Raw genomic sequence first — 16,198 nt, forward strand, 5'->3', positions numbered from 1 at the left:
CCCTGACTGCTGCGCCGCTGCTACGCCAGCCGGATCACGTTCCAGGACAGCGGCTCCAGTACGGCGGTCAGGGTGCCGTCCGTCAGGGCCGTGCCCTCGACCGGGTGCGGGGCGACCCGCTCGGGGTCGTCGAGGGTGTTGCGGGCGTCCGGGTCGGCGTCCGCGAGGGCGCTGTGCTCGACGACCGAGGTCAGGTCGAGGCCGCTGAGGGCGACTTCGAGCGGCAGCGCGTCGGACTGGCTGCGGTTGACCGCGAAGACGGTGACCGTGCCGTCCTCGGCGCGTACCGCGGTGGCGTGCAGCAGGTCGGCCTCGCCGTACTTCTTCGTCTCGTACGTCGGCGAGTCCACCCGCACGTCCAGGACCTGGCCCCGGCCGTACTTCGCGGCCTGCGCGAACGGGAAGAACGTCGTCTGGCGCCAGGCCGGGCCGCCCGGCTCGGTCATGATCGGGGCGATGACGTTGACGAGCTGCGCGAGGCAGGCGACGGTGACGCGGTCGGCGTGCCGGAGCAGGGCGATGAGCAGCGAGCCGAAGACGACCGCGTCCGTGACGCTGTAGTTGTCCTCCAGCAGGCGCGGGGCCTCGGGCCAGTCGTCCTGCTGGAACGTCTTCGCGTGCTCCTCCCACTCGGGCAGGTACCAGACGTTCCACTCGTCGAAGGAGAGGTTGATCTTCTTCTTCGACTTGAGCTTCGCGCCCACGTGGTCGGCGGTCGCGACCACGTTGTCGATGAAGGACTCCATGTCGACGGCGGAGGCGAGGAAGGAGCCGATGTCGCCGTTCTCCGGCCAGTAGTAGGCGTGCAGGGAGATGTAGTCGACGAGGTCGTACGCCTCCCCGAGGACCGTCGCCTCCCACTCGGCGAAGGTCGGCATGCTCTGGCTGGAGGAGCCGCAGGCGACCAGTTCCACGCCCGGGTCGATCTGGCGCATCGCGCGGGCCGTCTCGGCGGCGATCCGGCCGTACTCCTCGGCCGTCTTGTGGCCGGTCTGCCAGGGGCCGTCCATCTCGTTGCCCAGGCACCACAGCCTGATGCCGAAGGGGTCCTTGTCGCCGTGGGCGATGCGCTGCTCGGCGAGGGCGGTGCCGGAGGTGTGGTTGGCGTACTCCTGGAGTTCCAGGGCCTCGGCGACGCCACGGGTGCCGAGGTTGACGGCCATCATGGGTTCGGCCTGGGGGCCGAGCTTGCGGAGGAAGGCGATGTACTCGGACAGGCCGAAGCGGTTCGTCTCGGTGGAGTGCCAGGCCAGGTCCAGGCGGCGGGGGCGGTCCTCGGCTGGGCCGACGGAGTCCTCCCACTTGTAGCCGGAGACGAAGTTGCCGCCGGGGTAGCGGATGGCTGTCGCGCCGAGTTCGCGGACCAGGTCCAGGACGTCGGTGCGGATGCCGTCCTCGTCGGCGGCGGGGTGGCCCGGTTCGAAGATGCCGGTGTAGACGCAGCGGCCGAGGTGTTCGACGAAGGAGCCGAAGAGGCGGGGGTTTACTTCGCCGATGGTGAAGGCGGGGTCGAGGGTGAAGCGGGCGGTGCTCATGCATTCCTTTCGGGGTTCACTTTTGTCTGCGGGTCGGTGGGGGCTGGTCGCGCAGTTCCCCGCGCCCCTAAACGACGTGTGGCCAGCCGCTCTTTGTCCAGTTCAGCTTGTTGAGCCCTAGCTTCGGCGTGCCCTCGTCGTCCGCGTCGTAGTAGTGGTACGCCAGCCAGTCCTGGCCTCGGTCGTCGAACACCGACTGGCCTCCTGTGCCGATGAATCTGCCGTGGCCGGCGAGGAGCAGGTCGCCGCCGCCCTCCAGCATGGGCTTGCCCGTGCTGTCGGTATACGGGCCGGTGATCGTCGTAGATCTGCCGACCTTGATCTTGTACGTGGAGTTCACTCCGGCACAACAGGCGTCGTAGGAAGCGAACAGGTAGTAGTGGCGGCCGTGCTTCACGATGTACGGGCCTTCGACGGCGTACGGCGCGTCGGGGCGGGTCGCCAGGTGGTGGACCGTGGTGTCCGGTGCCGCCTTGCCCGTCCTCGGGTTCAGCTCGACCATCCGGATGCCGGTCCAGTACGAGCCGAACGACATCCACAGCCGGCCGTCCGCCCGGATGATCGCCGGGTCGATGGCGTTCCAGGTGTCGGTCGTCTCGGAGGTGAGGACCTTGCCGTGGTCCGTCCAGGTGCCGGGCAGGCCGGTCGGGGAGGTGGCGACGCCGATCGCGGAGTGGTTGGTGCCCCAGGAGGAGACCGCGTAGTAGAGCCAGTACCGGCCCGCCCGGTAGGAGATGTCGGGGGCCCACGGGTCGCCGGTGGCGTTGTACTCGTACCACCAGCTCGGCGGCTCGGCGAAGGCGTTGCCCGCGTCGGCCCAGTGGACCCGGTCCGCGGAGACGCGGGCGCCGATCACACCGCCGGTCGAATAGGCGACGTAGCCGCCGGACCCGAGGCGGATGACGGTCGGGTCGTGGATGATCCGCTGGCCGGTCACGGGCTGCGGGTCGGGGTACGTCACGTCGGCGCGGGCCGTGTTCGGCAACAGGGCGACCACGGCCGCGGCGAGCAGGGCCGCGAGTCGGAAGCGCTTGGGCACCGGGGCTCCTTACTGACCCGCCAGACCCGTGTGGGCCACGCCCCGCACGATCTGGCTCTGGAAGAAGACGAACACGGCGATCAGCGGCAAACCCGCGAGCAGGCCGCCGGCCATGAGCTGGGGCCAGACGATGCCGAAGGCGTTCTGCACGGTGGCGATGCCGTTCGGCATGGTCATCAGGTCGGGGTTGTTGGTCACCATGTAGGGCCAGATGAAGTTGTTCCAGGAGGCGATGAAGGTGAAGATCCCCACCGCCGAGAGGGACGGCTTCGACAGGGGCAGGACGATGGTGAAGAAGATCCGCCAGCGGCCGGCGCCGTCGATGAAGGCGGCCTCCTCCAGTTCGCGCGGCAGCGACTGGAAGAACTTGTAGAGGATGTAGACCATCGCGGCCGGCGCGCACTGCGGGAGGATCATGCCCCAGTAGGTGTCGACCATCCCGAGCGCCTGCACGGTGGTGAAGAGCGGTACGCCGAGGATCGCCGGGGAGAACATCAGGCCCGCCATCGTGACGGCCATCAACGCAGGCTTGCCGCGGAACTCGGTGCGCGCGAAGCCGTATGCCGCGAGCGAGGCGGTGAGCAGCACGACGAACGTGACACAGACGGAGACGACGACGGAGTTCACGAACCAGTTGGGGATGTTGCCCGCGTCGAGGACGCCCTTCCAGGCCTCGAAGGTGAGGTCGTCCGGGATCCAGTGCGGGGACGTCACCGACTCGGTGGGGGTCTTCAGCGACGTCGACAGGGCCCAGACGAGCGGGGCGACCCAGATCGCGGACAGGGCCAGGGCGACGATCGTCAGGGCGATCTGTGCCGGCGTCCAGGTGCTTCGGGGCTTGCGTACGACAGGAGTCGGCGTCGTCATCGGGAGGTTCCCTCCTCGCGGTCGCGCAGCAGCCACATCCGGCCGAGGGCGACCACGGCGATGATGAGGAACAGGATGAAGGAGATCGCGGAGGCGTAGCCCACGCGGTAGCTGGTGAAGCCCTGTTCGAGGGTGTACTGGACGAAGGTGCGGGTCGACTCCTCGGGGCCCGGGCCGAACTGGTACATCACGACGGCCTGGTCGAAGACCTGGAGCGAGGCGAGGATCTGCAGGGCGAGGACCAGGCCGGTGATGTTGCGCAGGTTGGGCACGGTGATGTGGGTCAGCCGCTGGAAGGCGCCCGCTCCGTCCAGTTCGGCGGCCTCGTAGAGGTGGTGGGGGATGGCCTGGAGGGCCGCCAGGTAGAGGAGGAACGAGAAGCCGACCGTCCACCACAGGGTCGCGACGACCACGGCGAGCATGGCGGTGGACTTCTGGGTGAGCCAGGGGGTTTCGAGGCCGAGGACGTGGTTGACCATGCCGTTGACCGGCTGGAACAGCCACCACCACAGGTTGCCGACGACGGCCGACGGCAGCAGGAACGGCGCGAAGAAGCAGAGCCGCCACAACCACCTGAAGTGGACGGTGTGGTGGGCGATCAACGCCATCAGCAGGGCCACGACGACGATCGCCGGGACCACGTACAGGGTGAACTGGACGCTGTGCCACAGCGACGACCAGACGAGGTCGTCCTGCAGTGCCTCGCGGTAGTTGTCGAGGCCGATGAAGCTGGTGTGGTCGCCGGAGATGTTGGCGTCGGTGAAGCTGAGGTAGAGGCCGCGGGCGACCGGCACGATGACGAAGAGGCCGTACAGGATCAGGAACGGGGCGACGAACCAGCCACCGTGCTGCAGGCGGCGGCCCCAGCGCACCCGGGCGGACTCGGCGGCGGTGGCCGTGCGCGGGCGGAGCGTGGACGCGAGGGTGGTCGTGGTGCTGCTCATGCGGCGCCTCCCGTGACCGTGAGCTCCTCGGCGGCGGTGCGGCCGTCCATCGGGTTCTTCATGGCGAGCAGGCGCTCCAGGGCCGACTTCATCCGGCGGGCCGCGGTGTCCGGTCTGGCGGAGCCGAGGTTGGAGGCGGCGATGATCGGGCCGACGCGCTGGGCGAGGATGCCGGTGGAGCCGGCGAACCAGACACGGGGCTCGGTGGCCGGGTGGTCCATGGCGGGCCTGGAGTACTCGTTCTGCGGGGCGAGTTCGAGGTACGCCCGGTCCTTGAAGGTGGGGAGGTAGGCGGGGACGTGCCCGCCCGCCGCCCAGGCGGTGGCGTGGGTGACCATGTAGGCGGCGAGCAGGTGCGCGGCCTCGTTGGCGGCGCCGCCGCGGTCGGACTGGTGGGGCAGTACGAAGGAGTGCGACTCGGCGTGGGTGGCCGGGGTGCCGAAGACCGGGGGCAGCGGCTGAGCGCCGTACTGAAGCTTCTCGCCGTTGAAGTACGGCACCGACCAGTTGCCCTCCCAGGTGAAGGGCGATCCCCCGATGAACGCCTCGCCGTCTGCCTCACCGGGGTTCACATAGCCGTCGGTGACGTGCTTGCGGAAGAACTCCAGGACCTCGGTGGCCTTGTCGGTGTCGAAGGTGACGGCGGTGCGGTCGTCGTCGAAGTAGGTTCCGGCGAGCTGCTGGTAGAAGGCGACGAAGAACCACCAGGCGAAGTTCTGGTCGTTGGCGTGCAGGCCGAGGGTCTGCTGACCGTTCCTCAGCCGTCCCTTGGCCGCCTTGAGGATCTCGAACCACTCGTCGGGGGAGCCGGCGGCGGGCAGCCGGCCGTCGGCGTCGAGGAGGCCGGCCTTCTCGCACACGTCCTTGCGGTAGAAGTTCAGCTGGACGTGGATGTCGAGGGGCAGGGCGTACAACTTGCCGTCGATGATGCCGCGTTGCCACAGCACCGGGTTGAAGTCGGACTCGCGGACGCCGTACTTGGCGAGCAGGTCCATGTCCCAGGGGTCCAGGAGGCGGCCGGGCGCGAAGCCGGGCACGCGGCCCTGGTGCATGACGGCGAGTTCCGGTGCCCGGTTGCCGGCGGCGGCCATGGCGAGCTTGGTGTAGTAGGGGCCGCCCCAGGTGAGCGTGGAGGCCTTGACGGCGATGTCCGGGTTCGCCGCGCGGAAGGCGTCGACCATGGTGACCTGGTTGGCGCCGTCGCCGCCGCTGAAGAGGTTCCAGTAGCGCACGCGGGTGCGGGCGCTGGAGGCGAGTGCGTCCGCGCCGGTGCCGAGGGCCGCGAAACCGAGGCTGCCCGCGACCGTCAGGCCGCCCGCCGCGGCCATGAGTTGCCTGCGATTCAGGCCAGGTTGTCCCATACCCTGCCTTCACTGTGTTCGGTATGCCGAATAGTGCCCGTAACTTCGAACGGGACCGTAGGTTCGAAGCGCTTGCGCGTCAATGGTTCGGGCAGAAAAGGGAGGGTCGAAAACCGTCCGAAAGGAGGCGGTAGGGCTTTCGGAAAGTGATCGTTCCTTGTTGAACAACGGTCGCGGGATCACATGACGCGGACAGTTCCAGGCGCGTAATCTCGGACGGGCCGCCGAACGGCGGTCAGAAGGGGGAACGATGGACATCGCGGGCGCGCGGAGGACTGCGTCCCGGATCGCCGCGGCGCTGCGGAGTTCGCGGCGCGGCGCCACGATGCGGGGCCTCGCGGCCGATCTCGCCACCGCCCTGCGCGCCAGACCCCGTCCCCCGTCCGACGTCCGCGAGTTGTGCGCCGCACTGTGCGAGGAGATGAGCGCCCGCCGCGGCGGACGCCCCCTCGAACTGCGCTTCGAGCGGTTCCCCGACGAGATCGAAGTGACCGGCCTGTGGGTGGAGTTCCAGGACTTCGACCTCGTCATCGTCGAGGAGCGGGCCGAGGCCATGCAGCAACTGGTCATCCTCGGGCACGAGTTGTGGCACATGAACGCCGCGCACACCCACCACCACGTGGCCGGTACGGCGGCGGCGCACGCCCTGGCCGAGCAGCCCGGCTGGAAGGACGCGGCGTTGACCGTGGCCGCCCGTGACGGCTCCCGGCAGCGGGACGAGTCCGAGGCCGACGACTTCGGCCACCGCCTGGCCGCCGCCTTCAGGCCCCTGCTCTCCTTCGACGGGGATCCGGGCGCGCCCCTCGACCCCGTGCAGCGGTCCATGGGCTACCGCGGACGCGGAGGTACGGCGCGGTGATCGCCGCCTTCGCACCGGTGTCCCCGCACGTGGTGGCCGCCCCGGCCTCCCTTGCCCTGGACCCGTCCCGGCTCCTCGGCGGGATGCACATCTCCTTCTGGCTCCCGACCGCGGTCCTGACCGCCGCCCTGGCGATCAAGCTGCCCAGCATCGTCAAGATGTGGCGGGACCCGCTGCTGCGCGCCGTCGGCGGCCTGCTGCTGTTCGCCTGCGCGGTGTTCGTGTTCGCCGCCCCCGGCACCATCGCCTGGACCAACCGGGTCACCGGCGTCCCGAACATCTCGTCGCCCTGGGTGTACTCCCTGCTCACCACGCTCTGCGCGTCCTGGCTGCTGCTGATCATCGCCTGGCGCAACGGTCTCGCCGACCGCGCGCACCGCACCCGCCGCGCCACCCGGTGGGTCGTCTCCGTCTACGCGGGAGTGATCGTCGCCCTGTGGGTGCTCTTCGCGCTCGCGGACACTCCCGTGGAGCGGCTGCGGGACCTGGACACCTACTACGCCAACACACCGTTCATGCGCGAGCAGATCGTGCTCTACCTGACCGCGCACACGGTCGCCTCCACGGTCACGGCCCGGCTCGTCTGGAACTGGATCCGCACCGACGGCCTCGACGCCTGGCTGCGCTGGGGGCTGCGACTGCTGGGTGTCGGCTTCACGACGAACCTGTTCTTCGCCGCGGCCAAGCTCACCGCCGTGATCGCCCGCTGGACCGGCCACGACCTGGACTGGCTGTCCACCAACGTGGCGCCGTCGGCCGCCTGCGTCGCCGCCACCCTGGTCGCGGTCGGCTTCATCGTCCCGCACGCCGGCCAGTACCTCCAAGAGCGCTGGCGCCTACGGGACCGTCACCGGCGCCTGCGGCCCCTCTACCTGCTGATGCGGACCACGACGGGCGGCCGCGAGCCCTTCACGTTGCGCGCCACCGCCGAACTGCGCCTGATCCGCCGCGAGACCTTCATCCGCGACGGGCTGCTCCACCTGGCCCGGCACCTCGACGAGGACCTGCGCGCCCGGTCCTACGACGCCGCCGTCGCCCTCGGCTTCGAGCGCGGCCGGGCACAGGCCCTCGCCGCCGCCGTGACGATCGTGGACGCCGCCACGGGTGAGCGGCCCCCGGAAGGGGCGTCGGAGGCCGCCTGCGAAGGGCAGCCCTCCGAACCGGACACCACCTATCTGCTGCGGGAGATCCAGGCCGTCTCCGATGCCCTCCGCAGCCCCGACGACCTCGTGGCGGTGCGCACCCGCGCCGCCACCCCGGCAGAGAGCGTGTCCACGCATGACTGAACCACCCACCCCCGCCAGAACCGCCGTCGTGCTGGGGGGCTCCCACACGGGCATGCTCGCGGCACGCGCACTGGCGGAGTTCGCCGACCGGGTCGTCGTCGTCGAACGCGACGTCCTGCCCGAAGGTCCCGAGCCCCGCAAGGGTCTGCCGCAGGCGCGGCACGCCCACCTGCTGTGGTCGGGCGGCGTGCGGGCGGTGGAGGAGCTGCTGCCGGGTGCCACCGAGGCGCTCCGGGCGGCCGGGGCGCGCCGGGCGCCGGTCACCACGGACATGGTCGTCCTCGGCTCACAGGGCTGGTTCCGGCGCTGGCCCGAGTCCCACCACGTGATCCTGGCCGGCCGGGACCTGCTGGACGCGACGATCCGCGCACGGGTCCTCGCGGACGAGCGGATCCAACTCGTCGACGGGACGGAGGTGTCGGGGCTCGAAGGCACGGCGGCCGCGGTCACCGGGGTGCGGGTGCGCGGGCGCGGGCGCGGCCAGAGTGAACGGGTCATCGAGGCCGGCCTGGTCGTCGACGCCACCGGCCGCGGCTCCGGGGCCTCCCGATGGCTCACGCGCCTCGGACTGCCCGAAGCCGAGCGGCGCGAGGTCGACTCCGGGCTGGTGTACGCCAGCCGCCTCTACCTCGCGCCGGAGCCGGCCCGGGACGGCTACCCGGTCGTCAACGTGCAGCCCGACCTCCGGGACGGGGTCCCCGGCCGGGCGGGCTTCCTGCTGCCCATCGAGAACGGCCGGTGGATCGTCACCCTGAACGGCACCCGCGGCGGCGAACCCTCCGCCACGGCCGACGACTTCGTGCGGTTCGCCCGCGAGGAGCTGCGGCACCCGGTGATCGGCGAACTGCTGGAGCAAGCCGAGCCGCTGACCGACGTGTCGGTCACCCGCACGACCCTCAACCGCCGCCACTTCTTCGAGCGGATGCCGGTCTGGCCCGAGAACTTCACCGTCCTCGGCGACGCCCTCGCCGCGTTCAACCCGCTCTACGGTCACGGCCTGGCGGTCGGCGCCCAGAGCGCGCTGATCCTGCGGAACGTGATACGGCGGCAGGGATGGGGCGCGCCGAAACTGTCCCGGCGGATCCAGAAGGCGGTGACCCGGCCCGTCGGCGCGGCCTGGGACCTCGCCATAGGCCAGGACGTGTTCTATCCGGGAGCCACGGAGAACGGCCCCACGCTCAGGGACCGGCTCCTGGCCGGCTACGTCGACCGCCTCATGTACACGGCCACGGGCAACGGCCGTATCGCCCGCCGGGTGACCGACGTGACGTCACTCGAGCGGGGGGCGGCGGTACTGCTGACTCCGTCGGTCCTGCTGGCCGCGGCGGTGGGCCCGCTCAAACCTGCACTGAACGACCCACCCCTGACAGAGGTGGAGCGAAAGGCAGCCGGCCTGGCATGACACCCGGCGAGCCACACCGCAGTCCGCTCGGCCGCCGGTGAGGCCCCAGCACCGGGTGGGGCCGGCGTGACGACCGTCGAGCCGCATGCCATCTGCCACTGCGGCGGCGGACGGTGCATGCCATCAAGCCGCGCGTGGTTGGCGACGGGCCGGCGCGGCGCCCGCCCAGCCGCAGGCCATCCACCACCGGCCTGGCGGACGGCCCATGCCGTCAAAACCGCGCACCGCTCAGCCGCCGGGGCGCCCCGCACCGCAGAGGCCACCCGCGGGCCAGCCTGGCGAGACGCCGGCCAAACCGCAGGCCGCTCGGCCGCCGGTGAGGCCCCAGCACCGGGTGGGGCCGGCGTGACGACCGTCGAGCCGCATGCCATCTGCCACTGCGGCGGCGGACGGTGCATGCCATCAAGCCGCGCGTGGTTGGCGACGGGCCGGCGCGGCGCCCGCCCAGCCGCAGGCCATCCACCACCGGCCTGGCGGACGGCCCATGCCGTCAAAACCGCGCACCGCTCAGCCGCCGGGGCGCCCCGCACCGCAGAGGCCACCCGCGGGCCAGCCTGGCGAGACGCCGGCCAAACCGCAGGCCGCTCGGCCGCCGGTGAGGCCCCAGCACCGGGTGGGGCCGGCGTGACGACCGTCGAGCCGCATGCCATCTGCCACTGCGGCGGCGGACGGTGCATGCCATCAAGCCGCGCGTGGTTGGCGACGGGCCGGCGCGGCGCCCGCCCAGCCGCAGGCCATCCACCACCGGCCTGGCGGACGGCCCATGCCGTCAAAACCGCGCACCGCTCAGCCGCCGGGGCGCCCCGCACCGCAGAGGCCACCCGCGGGCCAGCCTGGCGAGACGCCGGCCAAACCGCAGGCCGCTCGGCCGCCGGTGAGGCCCCAGCACCGGGTGGGGCCGGCGTGACGACCGTCGAGCCGCATGCCATCTGCCACTGCGGCGGCGGACGGCCCATGCCATCAAGCCGCGCGCGTGGCGGGCGGGACACCCGTCGAACCGCGTGCCGTTCAGGCGTGGGGGCGCCTGCCGCCCCAGCCGGGGTGGCACCCCTCAGCGCCGGGCTGTGTGGGTCGGCCGCCGGCGCGTGCGGGGTGTCAGCCCTCGAAGGCCGGTTGTGGCAGGCCCTTCCCCGCGCCGGGGACCACCAGCAGGGAGCCTGCCGTCGGGTGCGGTGTGGACAGGCCCACGCGGGCTGTCGTGATGTACAGGTCGGTCAGGTCGGCGCCGCCGAAGGCGCAGGCCGTCACGCGGGGCGTGGGCAGGTCGATGACGTGGTCCAGTTCGCCGCCCGGCGTGTAGCGGCGTACCGCCCCGCCGTCCCACAGCGCCACCCACACGCAGCCGTCGGCGTCGACCGTGAGGCCGTCGGGGAAGCCGGCGCCCTCCTCGATCTCCACCAGCGGGCGCCGGTTCAGGGGGCGTCCGTCGGCGAAGTCGAAGACGTCGACGCGGCGGGTCGGTGAGTCGATGTAGTACATCAGCCGGCCGTCGGGGCTCCAGCCCGTGCCGTTGCTCACCGCCACGTCGTCGAGGACGACGTCTGCCGTGCCGTCGCCGGTGATCCGGGACAGCGTGCCGCCGCCGGGCGCCTCGTCGTAGCGCATGGTGCCGGCCCACAGGGAGCCGTCGGACGCGACGGCGGCGTCGTTGGCGCGGCGGCCGGGGACGGGCTCGTGGCGCAGCCAGCGGAAGGTGTCGTCGGGGTCCAGGAGGCCGACGCCGTCCCGGAGGTTGAGGACGAACCCGCCGCCCGCGCGCGGCTTGGCCGCGCCCACGTGCTGTTCGGTGGTGCGGGAGGTACGGCGGCCGGAGACCGGGTCGTAGGTGTTGACCCGCGAGCCCAGTATGTCGATCCAGAGGAGCCGGCCGGCCGCGGCGTCCCACGTCGGGCCCTCGCCGAGGGTCGCCTCCGCCCGGACGGCCACCTCGTACGCGTAGGTCACGGCATCCTCCGGTGGCCGAGCCGCTCGGACAGTTCGGCGGCGCCCTTCGCGGCGAGCTGCTCCAGCTCGACACGGCGCTCGTCGCTCCAGCGGATCATCGGCACCGAGATGGACAGCGCGGCGACGACCCGGCCGGTGCGGTCCTGCACCGGCGCCGCCACACAGGAGACGTCCGGGTTGGACTCGCGGCGCTCCACGGCGATCCCGCGCTGCCGGATCTCGGCAAGGGCCTCGCGCAGGGCGTCCGGCCGGGTGATGCTGTTGGGCGTCATCGCGACCAGATCGGCGTCTTCCGGGACGCGCGCCGAGAGCTCGTGCTCGGGGAGGGAGGCCAGCAGCATCTTCCCGACGGAGGTGCAGTGGGCGGGCAGCCGCCGGCCCGCCGCGGAGACCATGCGCACGGCGTGCGTGGAGTCCACCTTGGCGATGTAGATGACGTCGGTGCCCTCCAGGATGGCCACGTGCACGGTCTCGTCGCAGGTCTCGGCGACCGTCCGGGCCACCTGCTGGCCCTCGGCGGCCAGGTCGAGCTGCTCGGCGTACCGGCTGCCCAGCTGGTACGGCCGTACGCCGAGCCGGTAGCGTCCCGGCTGTCCCGGCACCTGGACGATGTACGACCGGGCGGCGAGCGTGGTGACCAGCTCGTGGACGGTGGTGCGCGGCAGCTGCAGTCGGCGCACTATGTCGGGGGCGGAGAGTGTTCCGTCCCCGTCGAGAAAGAGCTCGAGAATGTCGAGAGCTCGGGTCACCGCAGGTACCAGGCGTCCCACGACCGGCCCCCTCCCTTGTTACTCAGGCGTCTGTGTTCGAGATTTCAACAGACGATCGGCATGACGAACACAGGCTAGTCATAGAGGTATGCCCGGGCAATGGGCGCGCCAGGTCACTTCCGCCTCATCCGTACAACCATTCCTCCACCGAACGGTCATACCTGTGGAACTCCCGTGGGGGGAGCCAGTTCCCGAGCTTTGGAGTGGTTGATGATTCGCGATTCCGCCGGCCCGCGCCGTGTCCGACTCAGACGCGGCGCCGCTGTCCTGGCCTTAGTCACACTGAGCGCGGGCGGCTGGGCCTCGGCGCCCACCGCGACCGCCGCCTCAGCGGTGGCCGGCTCGGCGTGCGTGCCGACGGCGGGCTTCACGGGCTGCCGACTGTACGACTTCACCGGCGACAAGGAGAGCTTCCAGGTCCCGTCCGGCGTGAACTCGCTGGACGTGCGGGCCTGGGGGCAGGGCGGCTGGGGCAGCAACATGGCGACCGGCGGCGCGGGCGGATACGCCGCGGGCTCGCTGAAGGTCACGCCCGGCGAGACGCTGTCCGTCGCGGTCGGCGGGTACTACGTCGGCAAGGCGTTCGGCGACGCGCGGGGCGGCGCCGGCGGGGGCGGCTGGGCCGAGCCCGGCGGCAACAGCAGCGCCATCCGCACCAGCGGCGGCGACGCGCTGGTGATCGCCGGCGGCGGAGGCGGCGCCGGCGGCATCTCGATGGGCTACGGTTCCGGCGGCGCCGCGGGCGGCGAGAAGGGCCAGGACGGCTCCGAGTCGTCCTTCGGCGGCAAGGGCGCCGACAAGAACACCGGTGGCGCGGCGACCGGCAACGGCGCCGCGGGGGCCGACGCCACCGCGGGAGGCCGCGGCGGTGCCGGCGGCAAGGGCAGCTCCGGCGGTGGCGGCGGCGGTGCCGGTTACGCGGGCGGCGGCGGTGGCGCGGGCACGGACGACCCGAGGGGCGACGGCAGCGGCAGCGGCGGAGGCGGCACCAGCTACGCGAACCCGGACCGGGTGACCGACGCGCGGGTGTTGGGCGGTGTTCGCAACGCGGCGCCCGCGAAGGACGACCCGTTCTGGTCGGGACCGTCGGAGCCGGAGACCGAGGGGGTCGCCGAGGGTGGCGCCAACCTCATCGGCGGCAACGGCCGCGTGGTGATCCAGTGGAAGGGTGCCGTCGCGCCCGCCGAGCTGAGCCCGGCCACCCCCGCGGAGCAGTCCGTCGAGCCGTATTACGAGGTCCCGCCGATGGCCGCGGTGGTCCGGGACAAGGACGGCAAGCCGGTCGAGGGCGTCTCGGTGAAGTTCGCGATCGACGACCCCCAGAAGCTGGGCCTGATCTTCGGCGTGCGTGACAACGCCACGTCCATCGTGCTGGCGAGCGACGCCCAGGGCCGCGTGGAGACGCCGACCATCTACGCCGGCGGCAAGAAGGGCGACTTCACCGTCCGGGCGACGGCGCCGGGCGGCCTCTCCACGACGTTCACCGTGCACATCAAGGACCTGGCCAACGAGGTGAAGGTCGCCGCCGGTGACAAGCAGCAGGCCGAGCCCGGCGAGCCCTTCGCCGAGGCGCTCCAGGTCCTGGTGACCGACGACGGCAAGCCGGCCGTCGGCGCGAAGGTGAACTACCTCGTCCAGGGCACCAGCTGGAACGGCCCCAAGTTCGAGGGCAAGGCCGACGGCGTCCAGGCGACGGCCGACGCCGAGGGCAAGGCCACGTCGCGCGAGCTGGTCGCCGGCACGGAACTCGGCACGTACACGGTCACCGCGACGGTCGGCAGCGGCGGCGCGTCCGCGACCTTCACCGTCGAGGTCGTCGAGAAGGCCGAGACCGACCCGTCGGCCTCGGCCTCGCCGTCGCCCAGCCCGTCCGGCTCCGCCGACGGCGTCACGGGCGGCACCGGTGACGACGACGGCTCGACCGCGGGTTCCGGCAACGACAACTCGACGCAGACCACCGGCGGCGGTGGTCTGGCCAGCACCGGTGCGGGCGGCATCGGCCTGATCGCGGGCGTCGCCGCTCTCCTCGCCGCCCTGGGCGTGGCGGCGGTGCGCTTCTCGCCGCGGCTGCGCACCCGGTTCCAGAACCGGGCGTGACCGGCCGACGAGGGTGATCCCCTGACCGGGGTGCGGGGCGTACGACACGCCCCGCGCCCCGGGCGTCGTTTCGGTAGGGCTTCAGAACAGCTGCGGATACGGGCAGCGCTCCAGCCCGGCGTCCGGTCGGTCTGTCCACTGCCACCAGGTGTGCCGCGCGGCACAGCGAAGGACCGTCCGGCAGACCCGGCGGCCGTCGTCCGCACGTCGAACCAGAACCAGGGCACCGGCGGCCAGTGCCCGACCGCAGTCGAGGCAGGCGGGTGTGGCGGCATCGGTGAGGCCGAGCTCGGCGACCATGCGGCGCAGCGTATCCGGGCCACCGCACCCGCCGCCGACCGCACGTCCCTCCGGCCCCGTCCCCTCACCCCCGCCGCCGCGCCTCCCCCAACGTCCCCCGCAACCGCTGGGCCCGCAGGACCAGTTCCAGTTCGAAGCGGCGGTCGGGGTCGTCGATCTCGGCGCCCCACAGCTCGCGGATCTGCCGGAGCCGGTACCGCACCGTCTGCGGATGGACCCCGAGCCGCGCCGCCACTTCCGGCGCCCCGCCCCTCGTCTCCAGCCACGCCAGTAACGTCTCGGCGAGTCGTCGGCCGTGGGTCGGCCCGCAGTGGGTCAGCGGGGCGAGGCAGCGCAGGGCGAGGTCGTCGATGAGTTCCTCGGGCTGGAGCAGGACGAGGGCCTCGGTGTGCTCGGTGCAGTACAGGACCTCGCCGACCGGCAGCAGACCGCGTTCCATCAGGCTCACCGCCGCCTCGGCCCAGCGCAGCGACTTCGCCGCGTCGGCGAGGGGGACCGGCGGGCCGATCGCGCCCGCCCATCCGGTCAGGGCCCGGTGCAGGAGTTCCGGGCGGCCGGCGGCGTCGGGCTCCGGGACGACCATGCGGGGCTGCTCGTACTCCATGTCGAGCAGCACGCCCTGACCGACCGCGGGCGCGACCGCCTCCCGCGCCGGGCGCAGCAGGACCCCCACGGCGACCTTCTCGGGCAGCGGCCAGCCGATGCGGGCGGCGCGTTCGGTGAGGGCGTCGGCGGGGTCGCCGCGGTGGTATTCGGCCAGGAGCAGTTCCATCAGCCGGCGCTGCAGGCGCAGCCGCTCGCCGGCCTGGCGGGCGGCCGCCTCCGCGTAGCCGCGTACGGACTGGTCGACGAGGCCGTCGAGGTACTGATAGCCCGCGTCCACCAACTCGTACATCGCCGGCGGCGGGATCTCCACCCGCTGGCCGATGTCGGCGAAACGGCGCCAGGCCAGCCGTACGCCCATGCGGTAGATCGCCTGGAGCGAGTCGAGGCTGCGCCCGCCGAGGCCCTCGCCGCGGCCGAACTCCTGGAAGACGCCGGGCGGTACGGTCGGGCGGCCCTCCTGGTCGGAGTGCTCCAGGTGCTGGACGAAGACCTCGATGGCGCGGCGGATGCCGATGAGGGCCATCGGTTCGCCGGACTCGTCGAGGACCTCGGGCAGGTGCGGGTACTCGCTGCGGATCTCGCGCAGGATCTCCTCGGCTAGTTCGGGCGCCTCCGCCATGGCGATGGCGGCGAACCGGCGGACCTGGAGGCGCGGCACGTCGTGCCAGGCCGAGCGGGTGGTGACGCTTGCCGGGCGAGGCGTCACGAGTCAACTCCCCTGACCCGCTTGCTCGTACGTGATCATGGGAGTGTTGGGCTGGTCGGGCGTCGCTTCGAGCAGTGCGACGACGCCGAGTGCCGCGCCCACGGCAAGGGCGGCGCCGAGCGCCACGGTGAGTGCGGCGGCAAGCAGTCTGGACATCGCAGGGTCAGCCTCTCTGTCCGGCTCGATCCGGAGGTCCCACCCCGGTGTCCCACCCTGTCTGTCAGGCCCCAGTGTCGACAAGACATTGACACTCCGTCAAGGGGCGCCTACGGTTCCCGGCCCAAGGGCCCTGTTGTCACGCTCCCGTCTGCCCCACGGCGCCTGGCACGCGCAGCTGCGGCGTTGTCGTCGGTCGCCGACGCTCCGCGCCGCCCGCCGCGGCAGCGGCTGACGTATCAGCCTCCTCCGCCTTGCAGCTGCACGCACCAGACCCCGCGGGGCCCGCCCTCCGGCGGACGACGGGAGCGTGACGACAGGGCCCA

Annotated in this window: 14 protein-coding genes; 4 read left to right on the forward strand and 10 right to left on the reverse strand. The window is 72.1% G+C overall.

Going from position 1 to position 16,198, the window contains the following annotated elements:
• Window positions 1-20: 20 nt before the first annotated feature.
• From arfA to ACWBNA_RS16990, 5 genes are all read right to left on the reverse strand, one after another.
• Window positions 21-1,535, reverse strand: coding sequence for an arabinosylfuranosidase ArfA (gene arfA, locus ACWBNA_RS16970; protein ID WP_482705175.1), 1,515 nt, complete (start codon window positions 1,533-1,535; stop codon window positions 21-23).
• A gap of 67 nt (window positions 1,536-1,602) precedes the next feature.
• Window positions 1,603-2,574 (reverse strand): arabinan endo-1,5-alpha-L-arabinosidase, encoded by a 972-nt coding sequence (locus ACWBNA_RS16975; RefSeq protein ID WP_482705176.1) that lies wholly within the window; start codon window positions 2,572-2,574, stop codon window positions 1,603-1,605.
• Window positions 2,575-2,583: 9 nt separating this feature from the next.
• Window positions 2,584-3,441, reverse strand: coding sequence for a carbohydrate ABC transporter permease (locus ACWBNA_RS16980; protein ID WP_482705177.1), 858 nt, complete (start codon window positions 3,439-3,441; stop codon window positions 2,584-2,586).
• Window positions 3,438-4,385: a carbohydrate ABC transporter permease gene (locus ACWBNA_RS16985; protein WP_482705178.1), complete on the reverse strand. Its 948-nt coding sequence runs from the start codon at window positions 4,383-4,385 to the stop codon at window positions 3,438-3,440. Before ACWBNA_RS16985 ends, ACWBNA_RS16980 begins: the two co-directional genes overlap by 4 nt.
• Complete coding sequence (locus ACWBNA_RS16990; RefSeq protein WP_482705179.1) at window positions 4,382-5,746, reverse strand: extracellular solute-binding protein; 1,365 nt, start codon at window positions 5,744-5,746, stop codon at window positions 4,382-4,384. The genes ACWBNA_RS16985 and ACWBNA_RS16990 overlap by 4 nt, the downstream gene beginning before the upstream one ends.
• A gap of 250 nt (window positions 5,747-5,996) precedes the next feature.
• On the opposite strand from ACWBNA_RS16990, the gene ACWBNA_RS16995 reads away from it, so the two are divergent.
• The 3 genes from ACWBNA_RS16995 to ACWBNA_RS17005 all read left to right on the forward strand — a co-directional run bounded on the left by ACWBNA_RS16995 (window position 5,997) and on the right by ACWBNA_RS17005 (window position 9,293).
• Window positions 5,997-6,605, forward strand: a complete 609-nt coding sequence (locus ACWBNA_RS16995) for a toxin-antitoxin system, toxin component family protein (protein WP_482705180.1) — start codon at window positions 5,997-5,999, stop codon at window positions 6,603-6,605.
• Window positions 6,606-6,688: 83 nt separating this feature from the next.
• Window positions 6,689-7,891 (forward strand): MAB_1171c family putative transporter, encoded by a 1,203-nt coding sequence (locus ACWBNA_RS17000; RefSeq protein WP_482705315.1) that lies wholly within the window; start codon window positions 6,689-6,691, stop codon window positions 7,889-7,891.
• Window positions 7,884-9,293 carry an NAD(P)/FAD-dependent oxidoreductase gene (locus ACWBNA_RS17005; protein WP_482705181.1) on the forward strand — a complete coding sequence of 470 codons (1,410 nt, stop codon included), beginning with the start codon at window positions 7,884-7,886 and terminating at the stop codon, window positions 9,291-9,293. The genes ACWBNA_RS17000 and ACWBNA_RS17005 overlap by 8 nt, the downstream gene beginning before the upstream one ends.
• 1,095 nt (window positions 9,294-10,388) lie before the next feature.
• Here ACWBNA_RS17005 and ACWBNA_RS17010 read toward each other — a convergent pair.
• Together ACWBNA_RS17010 and ACWBNA_RS17015 are read right to left on the reverse strand one after the other, a co-directional pair.
• Complete coding sequence (locus tag ACWBNA_RS17010; protein WP_482705182.1) at window positions 10,389-11,237, reverse strand: SMP-30/gluconolactonase/LRE family protein; 849 nt, start codon at window positions 11,235-11,237, stop codon at window positions 10,389-10,391.
• Entirely contained in the window at window positions 11,234-12,007 is a 774-nt protein-coding gene (locus tag ACWBNA_RS17015) for an IclR family transcriptional regulator (protein WP_482705183.1), read from the reverse strand. Before ACWBNA_RS17015 ends, ACWBNA_RS17010 begins: the two co-directional genes overlap by 4 nt.
• Before the next feature lie 210 nt (window positions 12,008-12,217).
• Here ACWBNA_RS17015 and ACWBNA_RS17020 point away from each other — a divergent pair, with 210 nt between their 5' ends.
• Window positions 12,218-14,104, forward strand: a complete 1,887-nt coding sequence (locus ACWBNA_RS17020; RefSeq protein ID WP_482705184.1) for a glycine-rich protein — start codon at window positions 12,218-12,220, stop codon at window positions 14,102-14,104.
• Between the two features lie 81 nt (window positions 14,105-14,185).
• On the opposite strand, the gene ACWBNA_RS17025 is transcribed toward ACWBNA_RS17020, so the two are convergent.
• From ACWBNA_RS17025 to ACWBNA_RS17035, 3 genes are all read right to left on the reverse strand, one after another.
• Window positions 14,186-14,404 carry a dehydrogenase gene (locus ACWBNA_RS17025; RefSeq protein ID WP_482705185.1) on the reverse strand — a complete coding sequence of 73 codons (219 nt, stop codon included), beginning with the start codon at window positions 14,402-14,404 and terminating at the stop codon, window positions 14,186-14,188.
• A gap of 64 nt (window positions 14,405-14,468) precedes the next feature.
• Window positions 14,469-15,716, reverse strand: a complete 1,248-nt coding sequence (locus tag ACWBNA_RS17030; RefSeq protein ID WP_482705186.1) for a PucR family transcriptional regulator — start codon at window positions 15,714-15,716, stop codon at window positions 14,469-14,471.
• A gap of 3 nt (window positions 15,717-15,719) precedes the next feature.
• Window positions 15,720-15,872 (reverse strand): hypothetical protein, encoded by a 153-nt coding sequence (locus ACWBNA_RS17035; RefSeq protein WP_482705187.1) that lies wholly within the window; start codon window positions 15,870-15,872, stop codon window positions 15,720-15,722.
• Window positions 15,873-16,198 lie beyond the last annotated feature (326 nt).

This window comes from Streptomyces sp. Q2 (assembly GCF_056820935.1).

Bases quoted from the DNA above. Each gene is read 5' to 3' on its own strand.
- arfA (WP_482705175.1), bottom strand. From the start codon at position 1,535: ATGAGCACCGCCCGCTTCACCCTCGACCCCGCCTTCACCATCGGCGAA.
- ACWBNA_RS16980 (WP_482705177.1), bottom strand. From the start codon at position 3,441: ATGACGACGCCGACTCCTGTCGTACGCAAGCCCCGAAGCACCTGGACG.
- ACWBNA_RS16985 (WP_482705178.1), bottom strand. From the start codon at position 4,385: ATGAGCAGCACCACGACCACCCTCGCGTCCACGCTCCGCCCGCGCACG.
- ACWBNA_RS16990 (WP_482705179.1), bottom strand. From the start codon at position 5,746: ATGGGACAACCTGGCCTGAATCGCAGGCAACTCATGGCCGCGGCGGGC.
- ACWBNA_RS16995 (WP_482705180.1), top strand. From the start codon at position 5,997: ATGGACATCGCGGGCGCGCGGAGGACTGCGTCCCGGATCGCCGCGGCG.
- ACWBNA_RS17000 (WP_482705315.1), top strand. From the start codon at position 6,689: ATGCACATCTCCTTCTGGCTCCCGACCGCGGTCCTGACCGCCGCCCTG.
- ACWBNA_RS17005 (WP_482705181.1), top strand. From the start codon at position 7,884: ATGACTGAACCACCCACCCCCGCCAGAACCGCCGTCGTGCTGGGGGGC.
- ACWBNA_RS17020 (WP_482705184.1), top strand. From the start codon at position 12,218: ATGATTCGCGATTCCGCCGGCCCGCGCCGTGTCCGACTCAGACGCGGC.
- ACWBNA_RS17025 (WP_482705185.1), bottom strand. From the start codon at position 14,404: ATGGTCGCCGAGCTCGGCCTCACCGATGCCGCCACACCCGCCTGCCTC.
- ACWBNA_RS17035 (WP_482705187.1), bottom strand. From the start codon at position 15,872: ATGTCCAGACTGCTTGCCGCCGCACTCACCGTGGCGCTCGGCGCCGCC.